Annotated in this window: 13 protein-coding genes; 4 read left to right on the top strand and 9 right to left on the bottom strand. The window is 36.8% G+C overall.

Features of this window, described 5'->3' with window-relative positions; genetic code table 11:
- Positions 1-5: 5 nt before the first annotated feature.
- The 3 genes from BUB03_RS20940 to coaE are packed head-to-tail and all read left to right on the top strand — an operon-like array spanning position 6 to position 2,139.
- On the top strand, positions 6-617 hold the full coding sequence (locus BUB03_RS20940) for an FMN-binding negative transcriptional regulator (protein WP_073066802.1): 612 nt from the start codon (positions 6-8) through the stop codon (positions 615-617).
- 16 nt (positions 618-633) lie between these two features.
- Positions 634-1,500 carry an MBL fold metallo-hydrolase gene (locus BUB03_RS20935; protein ID WP_048502718.1) on the top strand — a complete coding sequence of 289 codons (867 nt, stop codon included), beginning with the start codon at positions 634-636 and terminating at the stop codon, positions 1,498-1,500.
- Between the two features lie 9 nt (positions 1,501-1,509).
- Positions 1,510-2,139 (top strand): dephospho-CoA kinase, encoded by a 630-nt coding sequence (gene coaE / locus BUB03_RS20930; protein WP_040997469.1) that lies wholly within the window; start codon positions 1,510-1,512, stop codon positions 2,137-2,139.
- A 42-nt stretch (positions 2,140-2,181) separates the two neighbouring features.
- Here coaE and BUB03_RS20925 read toward each other — a convergent pair whose 3' ends face one another.
- The 4 genes from BUB03_RS20925 to BUB03_RS22000 are packed head-to-tail and all read right to left on the bottom strand — an operon-like array spanning position 2,182 to position 7,604.
- Entirely contained in the window at positions 2,182-3,030 is an 849-nt protein-coding gene (locus BUB03_RS20925) for a thiopeptide-type bacteriocin biosynthesis protein (RefSeq protein WP_073066799.1), read from the bottom strand.
- Positions 3,031-3,033: 3 nt separating this feature from the next.
- A complete protein-coding gene (locus BUB03_RS20920; protein WP_073066797.1) occupies positions 3,034-5,247 on the bottom strand; it encodes a lantibiotic dehydratase family protein in 2,214 nt (737 codons plus the stop codon).
- 1 nt (position 5,248) lies between these two features.
- Positions 5,249-7,426: a prolyl oligopeptidase family serine peptidase gene (locus BUB03_RS20915; protein WP_073066794.1), complete on the bottom strand. Its 2,178-nt coding sequence runs from the start codon at positions 7,424-7,426 to the stop codon at positions 5,249-5,251.
- Between the two features lie 10 nt (positions 7,427-7,436).
- Positions 7,437-7,604 carry a hypothetical protein gene (locus BUB03_RS22000; RefSeq protein WP_175547528.1) on the bottom strand — a complete coding sequence of 56 codons (168 nt, stop codon included), beginning with the start codon at positions 7,602-7,604 and terminating at the stop codon, positions 7,437-7,439.
- A 202-nt stretch (positions 7,605-7,806) separates the two neighbouring features.
- On the opposite strand from BUB03_RS22000, the gene BUB03_RS20910 reads away from it, so the two are divergent.
- Positions 7,807-9,537 (top strand): helix-turn-helix domain-containing protein, encoded by a 1,731-nt coding sequence (locus tag BUB03_RS20910; RefSeq protein ID WP_073066791.1) that lies wholly within the window; start codon positions 7,807-7,809, stop codon positions 9,535-9,537.
- A 295-nt stretch (positions 9,538-9,832) separates the two neighbouring features.
- Here the strand turns inward: BUB03_RS20910 and BUB03_RS20905 are convergent, their stop codons facing one another.
- The 5 genes from BUB03_RS20905 to rlmD all read right to left on the bottom strand — a co-directional run bounded on the left by BUB03_RS20905 (position 9,833) and on the right by rlmD (position 20,206).
- A complete protein-coding gene (locus BUB03_RS20905) occupies positions 9,833-14,158 on the bottom strand; it encodes a GEVED domain-containing protein (RefSeq protein ID WP_073066789.1) in 4,326 nt (1,441 codons plus the stop codon).
- Positions 14,159-14,512: 354 nt separating this feature from the next.
- Positions 14,513-17,440 (bottom strand): reprolysin-like metallopeptidase, encoded by a 2,928-nt coding sequence (locus BUB03_RS20900; RefSeq protein WP_073066787.1) that lies wholly within the window; start codon positions 17,438-17,440, stop codon positions 14,513-14,515.
- Between the two features lie 217 nt (positions 17,441-17,657).
- Complete coding sequence (locus BUB03_RS20895) at positions 17,658-18,326, bottom strand: DUF6048 family protein (protein ID WP_040997488.1); 669 nt, start codon at positions 18,324-18,326, stop codon at positions 17,658-17,660.
- Positions 18,292-18,768, bottom strand: a complete 477-nt coding sequence (locus tag BUB03_RS20890; protein WP_073066784.1) for a DUF6452 family protein — start codon at positions 18,766-18,768, stop codon at positions 18,292-18,294. Before BUB03_RS20890 ends, BUB03_RS20895 begins: the two co-directional genes overlap by 35 nt.
- A gap of 31 nt (positions 18,769-18,799) precedes the next feature.
- Positions 18,800-20,206, bottom strand: a complete 1,407-nt coding sequence (gene rlmD / locus BUB03_RS20885; RefSeq protein WP_073066781.1) for a 23S rRNA (uracil(1939)-C(5))-methyltransferase RlmD — start codon at positions 20,204-20,206, stop codon at positions 18,800-18,802.
- Positions 20,207-20,320: the final 114 nt, after the last annotated feature.

Here is a 20,320-nt window from a genome sequence, read left to right as displayed (position 1 = left end):
AATCTATGTTTGTTCCAAAATTATACAGAAGTGAAGATTATGATCTGATGAGAGAAATCATCAGAGAAAATGCTTTTGCTTTACTTATTTCTTCCGATGAAAAAATAAGAGCAACCCATTCCATGATGATGCTTAATGAAGATGATCCCGAAAACAGGTATGTGGAAACTCATATTTCAAGAGCAAATCCGCAGGCAAAAATCTTAAAAGACGGTGATGAAGTTTTGTGTGACTTCCTTGGAGCCCACACCTATATTTCAAGCAGCTGGTACGACCATGTGAATGTTTCAACATGGAACTATGAAGCAGTTCAGATTTATGGAAAGGTACAACTTATGAACGATGATGAGCTTTACCACCATCTGGAGAAATTAACTTCCAAGTATGAAAAATTCCAGAAATGCCCTGTTATGGTAAAAGATATGGGAAGGGAATTTGTAGAAAAGGAAATGAAGGGAGCTTTTGGGCTGAAAATAGTTCCAACAGAAATATTTATCAAGCAGAAACTTTCCCAGAACAGAAAAGATCATGATTATCAGAATATTATCTCAGAACTTGAACACTCTGACGAGAATGGAAGAAAAATTGCTGAGAAAATGAGATTAATAAAGAAATAATAATCAAAATATATATATGAAATTATATCCTATACAATGTGGAAAATTTAAACTGGACGGCGGAGCCATGTTTGGAGTCGTCCCAAAGAGTCTGTGGGAAAAAACCAATCCTGCAGACGAAAAAAACCTGATTGAACTGGGAACACGTTCCCTGCTTATAGAAGACGGCAAGAAACTGATCCTTGTAGACTGCGGTCTTGGTAATAAACAAGATGATAAATTCTTCGGACATTATTCGCTTTGGGGAGATGACAGTCTTGACAAAAATTTAAAGAAATTCGGTTTTGTGAGAGAGGATATCACCGATGTTTTCCTTACCCACCTTCATTTTGACCATTGCGGAGGCGCTATTGAATGGAATGATGACAGGACAGGATACAGACCTGCTTTTAAAAATGCACAGTTCTGGACCAATGAAAACCACTGGCAATGGGCTACAGAACCTAATGCCAGAGAAAAAGCTAGCTTTCTGAAAGAGAATATCCTTCCGATGCAGGAAAGCGGGCAATTAAACTTTTTACCTCTTCCTACTACAGGAAATTATGGTTTTGCCCCTGATCTGAAAATGGATGTGATCTTTGTAGACGGCCATACGGAAAAACAGATGCTTCCGGTAATCCAATATCAGGAAAAAACAATTGTCTTTGCAGCGGACCTTATTCCTACTGCAGGACATATCAACCCGGTTTATGTCATGGGATATGATACAAGACCCCTTCTTACTATGGAGGAGAAAGCAAAGTTTCTGAAACAGTGTGTAGATAATGAATATCTGCTATTTTTTGAGCACGATGCCCATAATGAGCTGGCAAGCCTTAAAATGACTGAAAAAGGGGTGAGATTAGATGAAATTCACAGTTTTAATGATGTTTTTGGATATTAATTTTTGATTATGGAAGAGTTACATTCAGAAACACAGAAAGCAGAACCGGAACCAGCACCCAAGGTGATTGGACTTACCGGCGGAATAGGCTCAGGAAAAACTACGGTAGCCCGGTTTATTGAGGAGTTCGGGTTTCCGGTTTATTATTCCGATGACAGAGCTAAAGCAATTGTCAACGAGAGTGAAGATTTGAAGATAAAGATCAAAGAATTACTGGGCGATGAGGCTTATGATTCCAATGGTCTTTATGACCGCAAATTTGTAGCAGAAAAGGTTTTCAATAATAAGGAGCAGCTGCAGGAATTAAATGAAATCATTCATCCTGCCGTTCGGATTGATTTTGAAGAATGGCTGAAAAAACAGACTAAATATTTAGTATTTAAAGAAACAGCCCTTTTGTTTGAATTAAAACTGAACAGACAGTGTTATAAATCACTCCTGGTGACAGCCGAGGATAACATCAGAGCGAAAAGAGTAATGGACAGGGACGGAAAAACCTACCGTGAAGTAGAAGCCGTCATGGAAAAGCAAATGCCCGAAAAGGATAAGATAAAACTGGCTGACTGTATTATCTATAACAATACCAACCTAGAGGATCTTAAGGAACAGACCGAACAGGTCATTTTCGATATTGAATAAATTAAACCTCGCTGAATTTCTCTAGCGAGGTTTTTATTTATATTATTGATTGTTTTGGTAAACGGAGGTTTTGTAGTATCTCAATAAATAATCATAGATTACCATTTCAAATAATCTTTGATTGGAAACAAAAAGTCTGTTGATATTCATATGAAAAATACTTTGGAAAAAATGCTGTAAAGGCATTCCCAAAGATCCATTTTTATTATGAATCAGTATGTTTTGAAAGACAGCATGGCTTTCTTCAATATTGGAAATAACAACATTTCTTTCTTCTGAAAATTCTTCAGACTGGACAAATTCTATAAATTTTGGCTTAAATTCTCTATATTTTTTATCTAATTGACTGTTCACTTTTTTATCCGCGTTAAATTCGGTTTTAAAAGCATGATTATAATTTTTTATCCAATCCAGTTTTTCATCAGCTGCTCTTTTAAGTCGATTTAGCATTTCATCAATATAGTAAAGACTGATTATAATTTTTTCCTCATCATCATAACCCAAGCACAGAAGTGTAAATTCACTGTTTTTACAGAATAACTGTTCAGCATCTTCGATCGTATTTTCGCCATATCTTTCAATCTCCCTGCTATAGGTATCGATTAAAACATTTGAAATTTCACCGCTATTAAGATACTCCAGCAAAGTCATGTTTATTCTGTCAAGCACTGATCCGTAATATTCAATATTCTTTAATCTGAATCTTAGCCTGATATGTGGTTTTGGATCAGTATAACGAATAAAAAACCATTGTGAAATATAATTATTCTTTTGAAAATCTTCCACTAAAGGCAGTATCGCTTCTTCCAAAATTCCATCTGCCGTTTTTATTCCCGTATAAATTTTCAGGTAAAGCCATTCGGTTCCCGGACTAAATTTTCTTGTTACCATTACCTATTTCTTGTCTTTATACATTGGAAAGATAAACTCGCGCTTATAATCATCATTTTCATTCCATAAAAATTCTTCAATTAGAACATACGCCTGATTTTTTATAGCATCAATAAACATTTTTACCAAATCATAATTTTCCAGATTTACAGTAAGCTTATTATCAGATTTTACCCATTGGATCCATTTGGGAATGCATCTTTTATTTCGCCAGTTTCTAAATTCAATAAGAAATTGTTCTTTATGGTTAATTGATGATGAAAATTGCAAAATTTCCTTCTCTGTTATTTTCCACCGGGCCTTTGAAATAATAATATTTTTATATTCTACTCTTGGTAAGAAGTGATAAATTTTGCTCAGTCCACCCCAATCAAAGTATAATCCTGTCCGTACATTTTGAGAATGCAGATCTGACAAGAAATGATACACCGGAAGAGTATTGATAGAATAGTTATGTGCGTTTGTTAAGTATGGTTTTATTTCTTTGTTTAATTTTTTTGACCATAAAACGATTCTGTTATTTTTCAAAGAAATATACAAGTCTTCTATTAATATTTGGTTGTCTTCTGGTAAAACTGATTGTGCAAGATAGGGAATCTCATAATCTCTTAATGTCGATCTTCTTATTACATTTCCAATCCTAGCCTCGGGAAGATGAATTATTTCTGCTAAAATGTAATTCTCATTTAACTCTTTTTCTTTTTGTGTAATGGTTTTGGTAAGTTTTTGTACTTCTGAGTTTTCTGAACAGAATCTTCCTAAAAGGTTAGCAGCAGTGCTTCCGCTAGTGCTTTCAATACATAATTTTTCTCTATTATTTTCAGATATTATTTCTGTCATGAAAGATATGGTATCGGGTACATCCTGCCAGCTTTCTTTAAAATCTTTAAAATCTTCATCAAATAGTTCAATAATATGATGGTTCTCCAATAAAGCTTCCTGCAACTTTTCGTTTAGGATTTTATGAATTTGTGAAAGTTGAATAGTTGCCTGCTTTTTTTGAGAGTTGGGAAGTTGTAAATCTTCCAGGTATGGATGAAGTCCTTCTGCAGGAATACCTTGCCTATAACCAATCCCCATTTCTGTATCTAAAGCGAGTGATAAAGGTATCTCCTGTGTTTCAAATCTTTCTCTAAATATTTTTTTGAATTTTTCTAAATGGGTTTCTTCATTGTATATTGTTAATTTATTTAGAAAAGATATACCTTTTTTGAGCTCTTTTTTCCAATGAGGTGATAATATAAATTTATTTTCATCATAAAGATCAGTCTGGACAAGATATTTCTGTTCGTAAGTAGTACCAAAGGATTTAGCGAGCTCTTCTATTTTTACATATTCCGAGATGGGGTTCCCAATATTCCGATCTAGTTTCTCCAGCCTTTTCTGAATAGAAAATAAAGTTTCGGCCTCATTTACCGCTTCAATTTTATTTAATACAGAAGCAATTATTCTTAGAAAATCAGTACCTGAAACATTCGGATCCAATTCGCTCATCAATACCTGATTGTCTATAAGCTCATCTACAAATTCTGCGGCATCTTCTGCAGTTATTTCAGTATTAATGAGAAGTGCGGCAAGCTGTTCTATGGTTTTTCCCGATTTTGAAAAGTATAATATATGCTTTAGCTCTTCCGAAAGTGGGGCTGATGAAATAATATAGTCTCTTTTCCCATTAGTATATTGATACTCTACATAACGTATTTTGTTACCTGCTCGGTATATACTGTTATTGGGGAAGAATAATAGCCTATTTCTGATTTCTGGTATCGTTACAAAATGCTGTGATAAACCGACTAGATAATGCATGTCAAGCTTGGTATCGCGATGATAGTTGTCAGTATTTATCTGATTATTTATAGAATCTGAACCTGACTGATTAGAAGTTTTACCGGCGAATTTACCCAAACTTACTCCCGAGAACAGACCAAAAGGAGTACATCTTGTACTTATACGGCTGTAGTATTTCAGCAGTGTGTTTTTTAATTTTTCAAGTCCCTTTGAGTAAACTTCTTTTCCCGAAAGCCAATTTTCCAATTCTGAATACAGATAGGGCGAGGCCAGATAAATGGCTTCCTGAAATATTGAATTTTCACAGATTTGTTTTAAAAACTCTTCTTGAGGTTCCGCTTTATCTATTGTTTCCTGAAACTTTTTATATGAAAATAATGGAGTACGAACAACATACTCATCAAAGAACTGGTATGGGAAACGGGACATTTTATTTTTTTATCTCTTTATTTGGTTGATAATCAGGATGACCCAACTGCCAAAAAGCAAACGCAAAAATGTCACTTAAGTTGGAATATCGTTGTTTAATAGGAATAGCACCACCGCCATGACCTCCTTCGTAATCTATCTTTAAGAGAACCGGTTTGTTCGATTTATTATCAGCCAGCAATTTAGCCACAAACTTGGTAGACTGCCAGGGAGCAATTCTAGGATCATTAATTCCGGTACAAATCAAAGTAGCGGGGTATTTTACTCCTTTTTTAATATGCTGGTAAGCATCCATTTCCAGTATTCCTCTAAACTCTTTTGGATTATTGACACTTCCGTATTCTGAAACATCTGTTCCCCCTATTCCATTTTTTTCAGATCTTAAAGCATTCAGGACACCTGCTTCTATTATTACTGCTCCAAACAAATCGGGGCGTTCCGTCATAGCTCTTCCAGTGGTAATTCCACCTGCACTACCACCCAAAATAGCAATTTTTTTGGCGGATGTAAATTTTTTATCTATTAGGTATTGAGCACAAGCAATGAGGTCTTTCCAGGAGTTAGCTTTAGTTTCTTTATAAGCTCCCAAATGCCATTCTTCTCCTTTTTCTCCCCCTCCTCTTACATGAGCCACTGCTATTACACCTCCTTGGTTGGCCCACAATAAAAAACTTTTGGCGAAAAAAGGATTTTTAGACACTCCATATGCTCCATAACTATCCATCAAAACAGGAGCTTTACCATCACGTTTTAAATTTTTATTATAGATTAGAGATAATGGGACTTCAATTCCGTCATGAGATTTTGCGACAACTTCTTCTATTGCAATATCTTTAAATTCAGGATATTCGGCAACAGGAGCCAGATTCTCCAGTTTAAAAGTATTGTTTGCTAAATTATATCTGAACCGCTGCTCTTCGTTTGCCCATCCGGAACAACTAACCCATATATCAGAAAAATTTCTTCCTTTTGATTGTAAATTGATATTACCTGAAACATAAGGAAGCAAAATAGGAATTTCCTTTCCATCTTTATATAAATAGAGTTTGGCTTCTACACCATTTTTAGAGGTAGTGAAGTAAATACCATCTTTGGTAAGGACATATTGTGTAATAACTTCATCCTTTTTTTCAGGAATCAATATTTCAGCTTTTTTAAAATTCAGGCTGTTGACATTAGTCTTACATAATTTAAAATTAGGAGAATCATATCCTGATAAAAAATAAATATCGTCACCTGATAGTCTTACAAAGTAAACTTTGACATCTTTATCAAATAAGATCTTCCAGTTTTTTTTTCCATTCAACAGATCTTTCTTATCGATAATAAATGTTTTTCGAAAATTTTCCGCTCCCACCAACATTCCGAGATAATATTTTTCATCGGAATAAACAGCCGAAATAACAGGAAGTTCTTCTTTTCCGATTTTCAGATCTGGATTATTGATATTTGAGAAAACATCATTTAATTTTTTAGGATCTTCTCCTATTTTATATAATATGGCTTGTGTATTTTTTCCAAATTGATTGGAATTGTTTTCAATAACTGGGTAATACACATAGAAAAAACCTGAATTATCTTCTAGCCATTTAATCCCCCCAATGTTGGCAGGATTTGTATTAGTAATTATTTCTGGATGAATATATTTAGTCTTAACATCCATAATAATGATTTCTGAAAGCTCTTTTCCTTTTTCTGTCAGGGAGATTGCTACTCTTTCTCCATTCCAGCTGGGGCTAATTACATTAATTATAAAATTATTCCCTGTTTTAAAATCAGAAGGATCATACAGTAATTCTTCTCTTCCATCCAATCCTGATTTAAAATATAATCTGGATGTTTTTTCCTCAGCATTTCTTTTTAAGTAGAAATATTTATCATTACCTGTGATTTTCAAATCGGAAACAGAATATCCTTGCCTTTCATCCAGTTTCAATCTTGTTTCAAGATAATATTTCCTGTTTGGAATTTTATCAAGTACCAAATCTGCATAACCTGTCTGGGATTTCATCCAGTTGCTAACTGCAGGATCTTCTAAATCTTCAAGGTTTCTATATTCGTCTACTATTTGAGTTCCAAAATATTTTTCAGTAACAGGTACAGATGGAGCTAAATTAGTATTCTGTGAATAAAAATTCCCTACAAACAAAACGGTAATGATAAATATTATACTTCTCACAATTTAAAAGTTACATGCCGGTATCAACGCCTCCGTGGTTACTACTTGTATTTTCCGGATCACTGCATTCTAATAAAAAATGTTTGGTTCCTCCAAATATTTTGCGTGGATTATTGATCTTAGCCATTTGCAGCTTTTTTAAAGATAGCTTTTTCTCTTTTTTGTTTTCTTTTTTCATTGTCAATTGACTTAAATTATGTACCGCAAAGAAAATAATATTTTCTCAATATAAAATCTAATAGAGCTATAAATTTATAAATTTATAGCTCTATGTGCTTCGTAAATATTTATTCTTATAAGTTCACATCTCCTATTACAAAACGCCCTAATTTAATAAAATAAACAATACTTTTGCATATCTGTAACGAATTTAAGGCACAATGAAAATAAAACTCCTTTTATTATTTATATTTACCGGATATCATTTATTGTATCCCCAGGCCAAAACAGATTCCTTAAGAAACGATTCTTATGAAAAACTGAAAGAAAAATTTTATGATTATAATTATGATGGAAATCCTGCAAAATCAAAACTCATTGCACAATACTATTTAGCGAAAGCAAAACGAGAAAAGGATATTTCACAAATTGCTAACGGATATGCTTTTATGTATGCCAACGAAGATCAAAAAAATGCCTTAAAATACATAGACAGTTTAGCCGAAATAACCAAGAACTTAAAAGATGATGCATATCCTACGCGTATTTATCTTTTAAAAGCAAATGTATATTTTAAATTTAATAATCAAAAAGAAGCACTGAATAATTACATAATAGGTCTAAAATATGCAAAACAAAAAAACAATAAAAGACAAATTGCTTTAGCAGAAACCAATATTGCCTATTTAAACAGTTATATAGGAAAGGACTCGGAAGCTGCTAAAGTATTGAAATATTACATGGATAATGGAAGCTATCTGACTGACAATGAATTAGACAAAATCCGTGTAAACCTTGCAGACTGCTATATTGAACTCAACAAATTAGATTCAGCCAATATATTAATTAATAAAGGTTTGCAGGCTTTTAAAAATAAAGATGATTACCGATATCACCAATACTTGGGTTTATTGGGATTTTATAATTTGAAGCGTAAGAAGTATCAACTTGCCATTAATAATTTATTACCGTGTAAAAAATATTTTCTTGCAGCAGACGATATAAGAGAAAAGAACTATGTCCTTCTATATTTAGGAAAATCTTATGCTTCATTAAATAATAACCAAAGGGCCATAGAAAATTTCACTAAAATAGACTCATTAGTTCAAAAAACGAACTATATTGTTCCTGAATTTGGAGAGGCATATACTTACTTGATAGATTATTACAAAGAAAAAGGAGATAAAGAAAGGCAGTTGTATTATGTTGAAAGATTTTTAAAGATAGACAATATGCTGGATGCTCAATTCGAATATGTATCCCGTGAATTGCCCAGACGATATGATACTCCAAAACTCCTGCATGAAAAAGAAAACATCATCAACGATCTACAAAGCAGAAAAACAATTTTAAATATATCTATTGGCTTTCTATCTATAATCCTTGTATTGCTTTCTTTCTTGTATTCCAGGTCTAAAAAGAGAGAAAGACAGCACAGGAAAATTGCTCAAGACCTTATCAATACTGTTGAGATGAGAAGTTTTGAAACTTCGAAAGCAAAATTAATCACAAATCCTTCTCCAATCCCTATACAAACTGATACTGAGAATAAAGTAATAACAGAGGATAAATCGGCTAAAGCCACTCCAGAAGATATAACTCAATTTATTTTAAAGGAATTGGAAGTTTTTGAGGACAAAGAACTTTTTTTAAAAAAAGGGATTACTTCGGCCAGCTTAGCTAAAAGTATTAAAACCAACACTACCTATTTATCAGAAGTTATCAATACACAGAAAGGGAAAAATTTTGCCACTTATCTTAATGACCTTCGTATAGATTATGCCCTTAACAGGCTGATAAAGGATAAAAAATTCCGTTCATACAAATTATTGGCTATTGCTGAAGAATTGGGTTATAATAATGAACAGTCTTTTTCTCTGGCTTTTAAGAAAAAAACCGGAATTACGCTTTCAGTATACATCAAAGAAATTGAGAAATCTAATAATATATAAAATAAACATTTATAGATCTACGATCCATTCTTTTGGGCTTCTTTCTTACAGAAGTTTGCTTCAGGCAAGAACACAATGATCAAGGTGAAGAAAGAATCAATTTATCTTGTGGATAGAAAATGGATGCATCCTTTGTATCAGTATCCGCAATTTTTAATTCCTGGTGAAACGGCCTCTTCTTTAAATTATTATTATTCAGCCTGCAATTAACAACTATACAAACATCAAAACAACCAGATCCAAACATAAAAAAAGCCCTCATCACTGAGGGCTTCCTTATATTTGAAATTTAATGTTATTCTTTAATAAATTTCTTCTGAACTGTTACTCCATTGTCATCAATATCTATTACATAAATACCGTTGATCAACTTGCTAACATTAACCTGGTTGTTAAGCAGAATACCATCTCCGATAACCTGTCCTGCAGAATTGTAGATCTTATATTTAGCTTTCTTGCTAATATTTTTCACATGCAATACTGTACTTACCGGGTTAGGGTAAATCATGATATCAGTCTGATTAAGAGAATTCGGCACTCCTGGTTTAGAGATTCTTACAGAGTAATCTTCTACTTCACCGTTGGCAAAATTAGTACAGTTCACAGGAATTCCATCTCTCATCAATGCTACTCTCATTACTACATACTTGTGGTTCGTCATGCTTACGTAAGCGTCTACAGGTACGTTGAATGTTCCTGTAACAGGACTTGTAGTATTTGGAGGTGATGTGAATACTCTTTCATCAAGATCAAAATATCCGTTTCTGTTGAAATCGATCCATACCGCGATACCTTCATCATGGTTGGTTCCGTTCCATTTCTTCTCAATCGTAATCTGGTTTCCTGTAGATCCCTGAACCATTTCAATAAATGTATCAGGTACTCCTGTATAGTTTGTATAGCTGGAAGGTCCTGACTCATTCTCCATTTTAGGTCTTCCGCTTGGAACAACCGTAACTTTAGAGATATGCTCGTTAACAGCATTTTGAGAAGCCATCTGACAGTAAACTACTGTAGGTGTTGTGAAATAGTATGGAGGTGTATAGGTACCTGGTGTACCATTACAAACATTTACCACCTGCATTTCATATTTCGTTTCTTCCAATAATCCTGTTATAGTGTAAGTATTCGTTGTTAACGGAACATTTGTCCAGCTTGGAATACCTACTTTTCTGTATCTAAGGATGTAAGTAGCCCCAGGGAAGCCTTCCCATGTAACTTCAGCCCATGTAGGGTTGATCTGAGTGATAGTTAATCCCGGAGGAGGTAGCTCACATGTTCTTTCCGTAGTAAATACTTTCGGATTTGAATATGGGTTAAGAGTAGTTTCTCCAACACATTTATTAGCTACTCTTACTTCATATTTAGTATACGGATCTAAGTTGGTTAATAAGTATGTATTGGTAGGAGGTGCAATGTTAGGAACCTGTGTCCATGTAGCTGCTCCTACTTTTCTCCATTCCAGTGTATATGTTGAGCTTGCCGAAAGCGGTGCCCATGTAATCAGTGCAGAGTTTGTCGTGATATTACTTACTGTAACATTTGGAGGTGTAGGATCACATCTTGTTACAAATGTTTTGATCGCAGTAAATGTACCAGCCACATCTCCACAAACCGTAGCCACCTGAACCTCATAGATAGTAGCAGGAGTTAAACCTGTTAATACAAGTGGAAGGTTGTTTAACAATGCTGAGGCATATACTTCCGTCCACGCTCCCGGAGGAGTTGCCTGAACTCTGTATCTTACAAGATAGGTTACGTTAGTTGCCGAACCTGTTAATGTAAGGGTAGCAGAGTTATGGGTAGCTGTAATCGTAGGCTGGTTTGGTGTTGCATTGCTACAAGGTCTGATTCTTACCGCGTAATCCTCAACTTCACCGTTTACCGCATTCTGGCACAATACCGGAGCACTTGTACGCTTAAGAACAACTCTCATTGTAGTAGTAAGTGCACCTGTGTAAGCAGTTGCCGGAACTGAGAAGGTTGCTGTAATAGGAGTTGTTGTGTTTGCCGGAGAACTTATAATCTGTTCTGATGCTTCAAAAACACCGTTTCTGTTATAATCAATCCAGACTGACACTGCATCATTACTTGTTGCACCCGTCCATCCTTTTGCTACAGAGATCTTATTATTGGCAGAACCTGCATCAAGAGTGATTAACGTTTGAGGGGTTGTATAGCTTGTATAGTTATTCTGTACAGTGGTATTACTCATCACCGGAACTCCAGGGTTGGAAGAAGTAACGGTTACATTTGAAATGTGGTCGTTAGTTCCAGTACCTGTCATCGGACAGTATGAAAGTGGCGGCGTTGTAAACTGTACTGTTGTAGAATATGGTCCTGTAGAAGTTCCACATGTAGTAGAAACCTGTACATCATATTTAGTCTGCTCAGCAAGTCCAGGAATCGTATAATTGTTTACTCCCGGTGCCAAAGTCACAGGCGGGATGGTAAAAGTTGCGGCAGTAGCTAACTTCCATCTAATGGTGTAAGTAGCATTTGCTGCAGCCATCCAATAAACCGTCGCTGTAGAAGCGGTAAGGTTGGTAACGGTAATGTTTGTAGGCGGCGCTGTAGTACAAGCAGGCTGATCAATAAGTTTCACAGCATAGTCTTCTACTTCACCCCAGGTGAAAGTTCCACAAGGAGCAGCCGTAGCACTTTCTCTCAATGCTACACGCATACGGGTAGTAAGGTTTCCTGTGTAAACTCCTCCGGCAACGTTAGGTACCGTGAAAGTAGCAGTCACAGGAGTAGTTGTGTTACTTGGTGAGTTCAATACCTGTTCTGACGCTTCAAAAACTCCGTTTCTGTTAAAGTCAATCCAAACTCCTGTTCCGAAAGACCATTGAGTTCCCGGCCAGGTTTTTTCTACAGTAACAGTATTGGCTCCTAAACCTCTTACCAGGGTAACAAGTCTTGCAGGATCTGTAGTATAATCTGTATAATTACTGAAATCTGAAGTGCTGGTCATTGGGATTGCAGCATTCGGAGTTACAACAACTTTACTGATATAACCATCAATAGTGCTGCTTGTAGAACCAGAATTACAATAAGAAATTGCAGGAGTTGTAAAGGTGGTACTTGCAGAGAATGGTCCCTGGGTTCCACCACAGATTGTAGCAATCTGCACTTCATATTGAGTCTGTTCTGTAAGGTTGTTTATTGTATAATTGCTCGCAAGAGGAGTCGTAATGTTTACTGAAGTCCATGTTGCTGCACTTACAGCTTTATATCTTAATACATAAGTAGCACCTGTAGAAGGCAGCCAGCTTACAAGAGCCGTAGTTGGGGTAACGTTGGAAACCGTAATATTACTTGGAGGTGCGGTAGTACATGGCTGTAATGCCATAACGGTCAATGTAAAGTCTACATAGTTACCATAAGGTGCTGATCCGCACGAATTTACTGTTCCTATGAACGATGTTGCCGTTCTTACCCTGTAATTACCCGGTGCCTGTGATGCAGGAATGACAATTGTTGCCGTTCCGTTTGTAACATAGTTGGGCGTTGCAAGAATTGTTTCACCCGGATCATTAAAGCTCATATTATTATTCCAGTCAACCCAAACATAATAATAGTAAGTACTTGTCCCGGTATTCAGGTTCATTGTTACCGTGTTACTAGGCAATGCGGTAATAACCGGAGAGGCACTGTTAACATAAGCGGTATATGAATTAGCTGTATAGTTTATATTCGTGATTCCTCCTGTTGTATTAACAGTTTTCAGATAGTATGAAGTTGAACTGGAACCTCCTGTTGGTGTACAATATCCTGTAAATATATTCAACGGTCCGATCCATGTACTCTGATCTGTTCCGCTGCATTTTGATCTCACCCATACATAATAAGCCGTATTGGCTGTCAATGGAGAAAGTGTTGTACTTGTCCCCGTAATGTTTTGTGAAGGCGGAGTTGCAGATGTTGGAGCTGTAGCAGATGTACTGTAATAAACATCATATCCTCCTGCCGGTACGGAAGAAGGGGCTGTCCAGCTGATTGCTGCACTCGTTGGTGTTACAGTTCCTAAAGTTAATCCTGAAGGCGGTATACATGAAGGAGCCGCGCCAAAGGTAAACTGAACATTAGGCCTGTTGGAGTTCACGGTTCCTGTATTCGTAGTAGGGGCAGTGTTATCCACCTCTATATACATGTGTCGTGAAGTAGCACTAGAGTAGGTAAAACCACTTCCTGAAGTACTTCCGGTTCCGGTACCTCCATAGTCTGTTTCTACCAGTACCATCAGGTTTTCTGTCCCGTTATAATAATAAGGTGTTTGCAGGGTGATGGTGTTCCAACCTGTCGTTATATTATTGATCGTTCCGGTATACACCAAACTGGCGCCGGCAGTAGTTGTAGGCCAGTCTTGTGATGTAAGGGTGGTTGTTGCAGCCGGAACAGTTTTTAAATAAACCTTTACCGGAGCAGTAGCACTTGTAGCTGTTGTGGCATTCCACGCTACTGACAGTACACTTCCTCCAGCAGGCAAATTAATTTCTGCTGCAGTATAAAGTGATGCATCTCTTTGATACCCGTAGTACACACTCAAAGGATATCTTTGAGTACTTGTACCTGTACCAATGGTAACTGTTTGTGCCTGTGAAAACAGCCCGAAGACCATACAAAGCAATGTTATGAGCACCCTAAAGGGCCGGCTCATTTTACAGAGTAAAAATCCACTCATATTTTAAAAATTTAGTTATAATAACAATAGTAATAAGGTATAGTGTTTCTTATTTGATGATGCTCAAGCACATTCTGAACATCTGTTTTACAGATTATCTGTAATGAAAAAAGTAGTTTTTTAATTCATACGCTAATATTTTAATAATTACACAAATCTAATAATTTTTTCACTATTAATATATTCATTCAAATATTTTTTTGTAAAAATTTCACAATAATAATACATTCTATGTATAAAAATACAAAATCCTCAGGAGGACCTGAGGACTTTATATTGTTTTAATTAGGATTATTTTTTGATGAATTTAGACCTGAACTGATCTTTATCTTTTTCATCTATCGTGATCACATATCCGCCTTTTACAAGAGAAGAAACATTGATCTTTCCGTCATTAATATTTCCATTTCCTACCAGCTGACCTGCAGTATTGTAAATTTTATAGACTGCTTTATCAGACACTTTGGTCACATTCAGAATATCGACTACCGGATTAGGATAAATCTGGATATCATTATTTGGATTGCTGACATCGCTTGTACCCAGAGCAAGCTGAATCTGAACAGGATAATCTTCAATTTCACCATAAGCAAAACCGTTACATCCGTTTTCAGGCTGATCTTCATAAGCCATTACCACTCTCATGATCACTTTTTTGTCTGTGTATGCATTAGCCGGTACGGAGAAGGTTCCTGAAACAGGAGTTACCATGTTGGACGGGCTGGTGAAGATGATTTCAGAATCTGTGAAGTTACCATCCCTGTTGAAATCTATCCAGGCAGTTACTCCTTCATTATATTGGCTGGAAGTCCATGCTTTTGTAACACTGATTGCATTACCTGAACTTCCTTGTCTAAGGGTAATCAATTTTGAAAGGTCTGTTGTATAATCTGTATAAGTGGATGCCGCACTGGTATTGGAAACCGCTGACATTCCAACCGGGGTTACAGATACATTTGAAATATATTCATCATCGGAGCTTCCTGTAGCGTTGGTACAGTATGCATAAGGCAATGTACTGAAGTTTGTACTTGCAGAATAAGTTCCTACGGTACTTCCGCAGATATTGGCAACCTGTACTTCGTACTGCGTAGTATCCTCAAGCCCTGAAATATAGTAAGAGTTTGTAGGAACATTTACCGTAACCCAGTTTGTAGTTCCTGTTTTTCTGTATCTCAGAGTATAAGTAGCTCCCTGAACCGGCGCCCAGGTAATATTTCCTGAAGAAATTGTCAATCCTGAAGCTGCAACTCCTGTAGCAGCTGCGGAAGAACACGTTGCCGTTGAAGCAGCTACTGTAGCATTTCCTATTGCATAGAAAACATTCCCTACAGCACTTACCCTGATCTTTATATTCGTTCCGGTAGGAAGGGAAGAAAATGTAAATGCTTCTGCCCCGTCATTCGGTGTGGATGGTGAAACTACTACCCATGTCAATCCGTTATCTGCCGTGTAATCTATTTTTACATTGGGTGCATTGTATATTCCACTATTGGTATTCACAACATCCCAGGTAACAGCACCTGCAGTATTGTTATAAACGGTAGTTGAAGTCACTTTAAAAGGTCCCTCATTTCCTACATTGATATTCTGAAGCGCTGAATTGGTTTGCTGTTCATTTACAATCGGACTGTTATCTCTTGCAGTAAATACAAAGCTTGAAGATCTTGCTCTGGTGGATACGGTTTCCCAGTCGGCTGAAGAAGAAAGATTCCCTGCGAGAACCGTACTTAGCTTAGGAAAATATCTTGTAGGTGAAGTAGACGGAAGTATAGATCTGAATAGCGGACCTGACCCTGTATTTCCATTAACAGAAGTCACCGGAACGCTGGCATTATCAAACTGCTCCCACGTAAAGGTCATAGGATTTCCTTCCGGGTCAATAGCATTTCCTGTAAGGGCAAATGCTGTCCCCTTCGGAATAGAATAATCATTTAATGCAGCAATTACAGGAGGATTATTGGTAACCGAAGTTTCAACATCACAGGTTTTAGCAACAAGGTTATTCTGAACCTGAAGGATGCTTACAACATGGAAATAAGGATCGGAGTTATCCTGAACATCAGCATTGGTAATCCCTGCATATCCCATAATAGTGGATCCTGATCCCGGTTCCATATTAACTCCTGCACCTTCAAGATTATGAGAGAAGGTATGGTTGGCTCCAAGCTGGTGACCCATTTCGTGCGCTACATAGTCGATATCAAAAGTATCTCCCTGCGGAATGGCATTGGCTGGTGAAGTGTATCCTGAACCTTTGGCTTTGGCTGTTGGTGTCGCAGGGTTTACACAGATACATCCAATACATCCTGCATTCCCTCCGCCACCGCTTCTTCCGAACAGGTGTCCTATATCGTAGTTTTCGTTTCCTACAACACTGGTTAAGGTTTGCTGAAGCTGAACATTCCAGTTGTTCATCTGAGAAGCAGGAGAATATGGATCTGTAGCGGAATCCATATAGACAAGTGTAGGATAGTTTACCATATTAAGATGTATCCCCATATCTTTTTCAAAAACTCCGTTTACCCTTGAAAGTGTAGCATTCATAGCGGTAAGGGCTCCCGCCTGGGTACCACCGAAGTAAGCAGTATATTCTCCGGTTACGGACAGGGCAAGCCTTAGAGTTCTGTACTTTTTATCTGAAGATTTAGAAAAATCCGTATTATTATTGGCAAAGGATTTATGGGTATTGTAAAGTTGGGCAATCTCCTTTTTTGAAAGGATATCTTCATCCATGGAACACAGGAAGCCCTGGGAACCCGAAGGTTTTGTTTTTCCGTGCACTCCATAAATGGTTTTGGAAGCATTCTGAGGTTCAATGAACTGGTATACTCCATCTTTAATAATCATAGACTGAAAGTCATTGGGAGCCAGTGAAAATCTTAAATACTTGGAGGGATCATCAATTCCCACCCCTACATAGGATCCCAGCTGATACTGATCGGCAAGGTCTTTAGCAATAACAGGAAAGCTGTAAACATTGAATCTTTCAATTTTACCGTCTAAAGTAGGAAGCGAAATAGCAATAGGCTTTGCATTCTGCCCCATCTCCTGAGCTCCTGCAAGCTGTGATCTTAATAAGGAAATATCGAGAGCATAATATTCTTTGACATCTGACCGCTGTATTACTTCTCCCGACCGTCCCGTAGACGGAGTCCACTGGGCAGTAGCAGCAGCAAACATACAGAGAGAAAATACTGAAGTAAAAATTTTCTTCATAATTATTTAAATATTAGATTATTTTACAAATATAATATTTCTATTAAGATAAAATCATTAAACTATAAATAATAATAAATAATAATCACCATATTTCCTATTTAAATTATTATTATAAAAAATTAACCCTCAGAAAAATCTGAGGATTAATTATGCTTACAACTTATTTTATATGATGTAATAAGTGCTATTCTGTTTTTATTGAGAAATATCTGCTTTAGAACTTATAGGCAATATTCCATGCAAATCCCATATTGAATTTGGATGAGCTTCTTCCAAATCCGGGAACAATCATTGGGGTAATATCATCCTGTTTTGAGGTATATACTAAGTATCTTGGCTGAAGATTAACATCAATATAAAAATTTGATTCAAAGAGCTGCACTCTTCCCCCCAGAGTTCCTTCTACCCAGGCGGAGGTCTGCGATGAAGACGGAAACGCCACAGATGAAGCACTGCCCCCAAAGCCACGAACCGGAACCGCCATATACTCCTGATTGTAAAATGCCCCTCCTATCTTACCACCGGCATAAAAACCGTTGAATTCATTTTCGAGGTCTTTTGCCAGCATATAAAATGCACCCACCTTTACAAAAGGCCCGCTTGCCTTTGCATCATAGCCGTTCTTTTGATATACATTTTTCTCAAACCCGGCTTCTGCAATAGCATGAATGTTTCCTTTCACCTTAGATGAAATAAAACCCTGATAAAGGACCCTGTCCGAAAAGAAAGAAACACCCGCGTTAAGGATATCAAAACCTACCATAAAGTTCGGCTTGTATTTTTCCTGCACTTTTTTAGCTTCACCGGTTTCCTTTTTTTCCTGGGCGAATCCGGCTATAGATATAATGCTAAAAAATAAGGAAAAGATTAGTCTTGTCTTCATTCTCTATTTGGTTTTGTCCTGCTTCGATTTTCTGTACAGGATTGGGTTGTATTAATTGTGAATTTAAATTCTCATACGTTTTCTTGATTCCGCATCCGGGAGAAACATAGGTCGCTTTTGTGGTATAATTAATCCGTACATGGGATTCTGCTCCTTTATCTGCAAGTCTGAAATAAACATCCGTATAAGGTGAATCATCAACCCTTAAGGGGATAAGCCTGGAATCTGTTTTCTCAGTTTTTCCAAGCTGCACTTTTCCGGAACCGTAATCTACTGCTATATACAATGAATCTAAAGTTTTGGCTTTTCCAGACACTACATCCTTGAATGCCACCTTCATTCTTGGCGTTCCCTCTCCACTTTCGCAGATATCGTCATCTCCGCCGCAGGAAAAAAGCATTCCTACAAAGCAGATCATGATGAGAAATTTAAAATACTTCATATTAAGATTTGAAAGTCAAATTTAAATAATTTTATTTTTTAACAAGCAATGCGATGTTTTCAACGTGGTGGGTCTGCGGAAACATATCTACCGGAAGGATTTTTACCAGAGTATAATGTTCTTTCATTAAAGCAAGGTCTCTTGCCTGCGTCGCTGAATTACAGCTTACATATACTACTTTCTCCGGGGCAAGTTTCAGGATCTGCTCTACCACTTTCTGGTGCATCCCGTCTCTTGGCGGATCGGTAATCAAAACATCTGCTTTCGGATGATTTTCCATGAATTCGTCATTAAAGACATTTTTCATATCTCCACAATAGAATGTGGTATTGGTAAGACCATTTAATTCAGCATGCTCAATAGCAGCATCAATGGCTTCCTGTACAGATTCTATCCCGATTACCTGCTTGGCATTTCTCGCTACATACTGGGCAATTGTTCCTGTTCCAGTATAAAGGTCATAGACTACTTCATCGCCTTTTAAATCTGCAAACTCCAGTGTTTTTCTGTAAAGTTCCAATGCTTGTTTATAATTGGTCTGGAAGAAAGATTTAGGACCTATTTTAAATTTTAATCCATCCATTTCCTCCATCAGGAAGCCTTCGCCGAAGTATACATTGATATCAAGATCATATATGGAATCATTCTGCTTAGGATTGATAGCATAGACAAGTGTTTTGATCTGTGGAAACTGCTCAAGTAAGAACTGGAAAAGCTTTTCCCTGTTTTCTTTTTCTTCTCTGTAAAGCTGGAATAATACCATCCACTCGCCTTTGGAGTTCTGTCTCATCATCAGAGTTCTCAAAAATCCTTCCTGGTTTCTTACGTCAAAGAAGTCCAACCCGTTATCTACCCCAAATTTCTTAACGGCTAAACGGATCGCATTGGATGGGTCTTCCTGCAGGAAACACTCTTTCAGATCTAGGATCTTACTCCACATTCCGGGAATATGGAAGCCCAGAGCGTCTTTATTTCCAAAATTTTCTTCAGAGCTTATTTCATATTGGGTAAGCCATCTCGCATTGGAAAAGGAAAATTCCATTTTATTTCTGTAGAAATACTGTTCTTCAGCGCCCAGAATCGGAAGGGTCTCGAAATCATCAATCCCTCCGATTCTTTTAATATTATTGTATACTTCTTCCTGTTTGAAGTCAAGCTGTTTTTCGTAGCTCATATTCTGCCACTTGCACCCTCCGCACGTTCCAAAGTGAATACATTTAGGATCTACTCTGAATGGCGACTTTTCCAAAATTTCTACCGTTTCAGCTTCGTAGTATTTGGATTTGGATTTTTTAACTCTGGCATTTACTACATCACCGGGAACTGCCCCGGAAACCAATACGGTTTTTCCTTCTTCGGTTTTTCCTATGGCAACACCTTTTGCCCCTGCACCAAACAGCTTAATATTTTCAAGAATTATATCTTTCTTCTTTCTCATCCCTAAACTCAATTTCTTTTAACGTTCAGATGATACCGTCCGGTTTCATCGTAAACTCTATTTTTATTTTTCTAATGTAACCGAAAGAATTCCCCCGGTTTGATTCCGCAAAAA

The sequence above is a fragment of the Chryseobacterium oranimense genome (assembly GCF_900129755.1).
Lineage (GTDB): Bacteria > Bacteroidota > Bacteroidia > Flavobacteriales > Weeksellaceae > Chryseobacterium > Chryseobacterium oranimense.
This window is presented reverse-complemented; position numbering and strand designations above follow the sequence as displayed.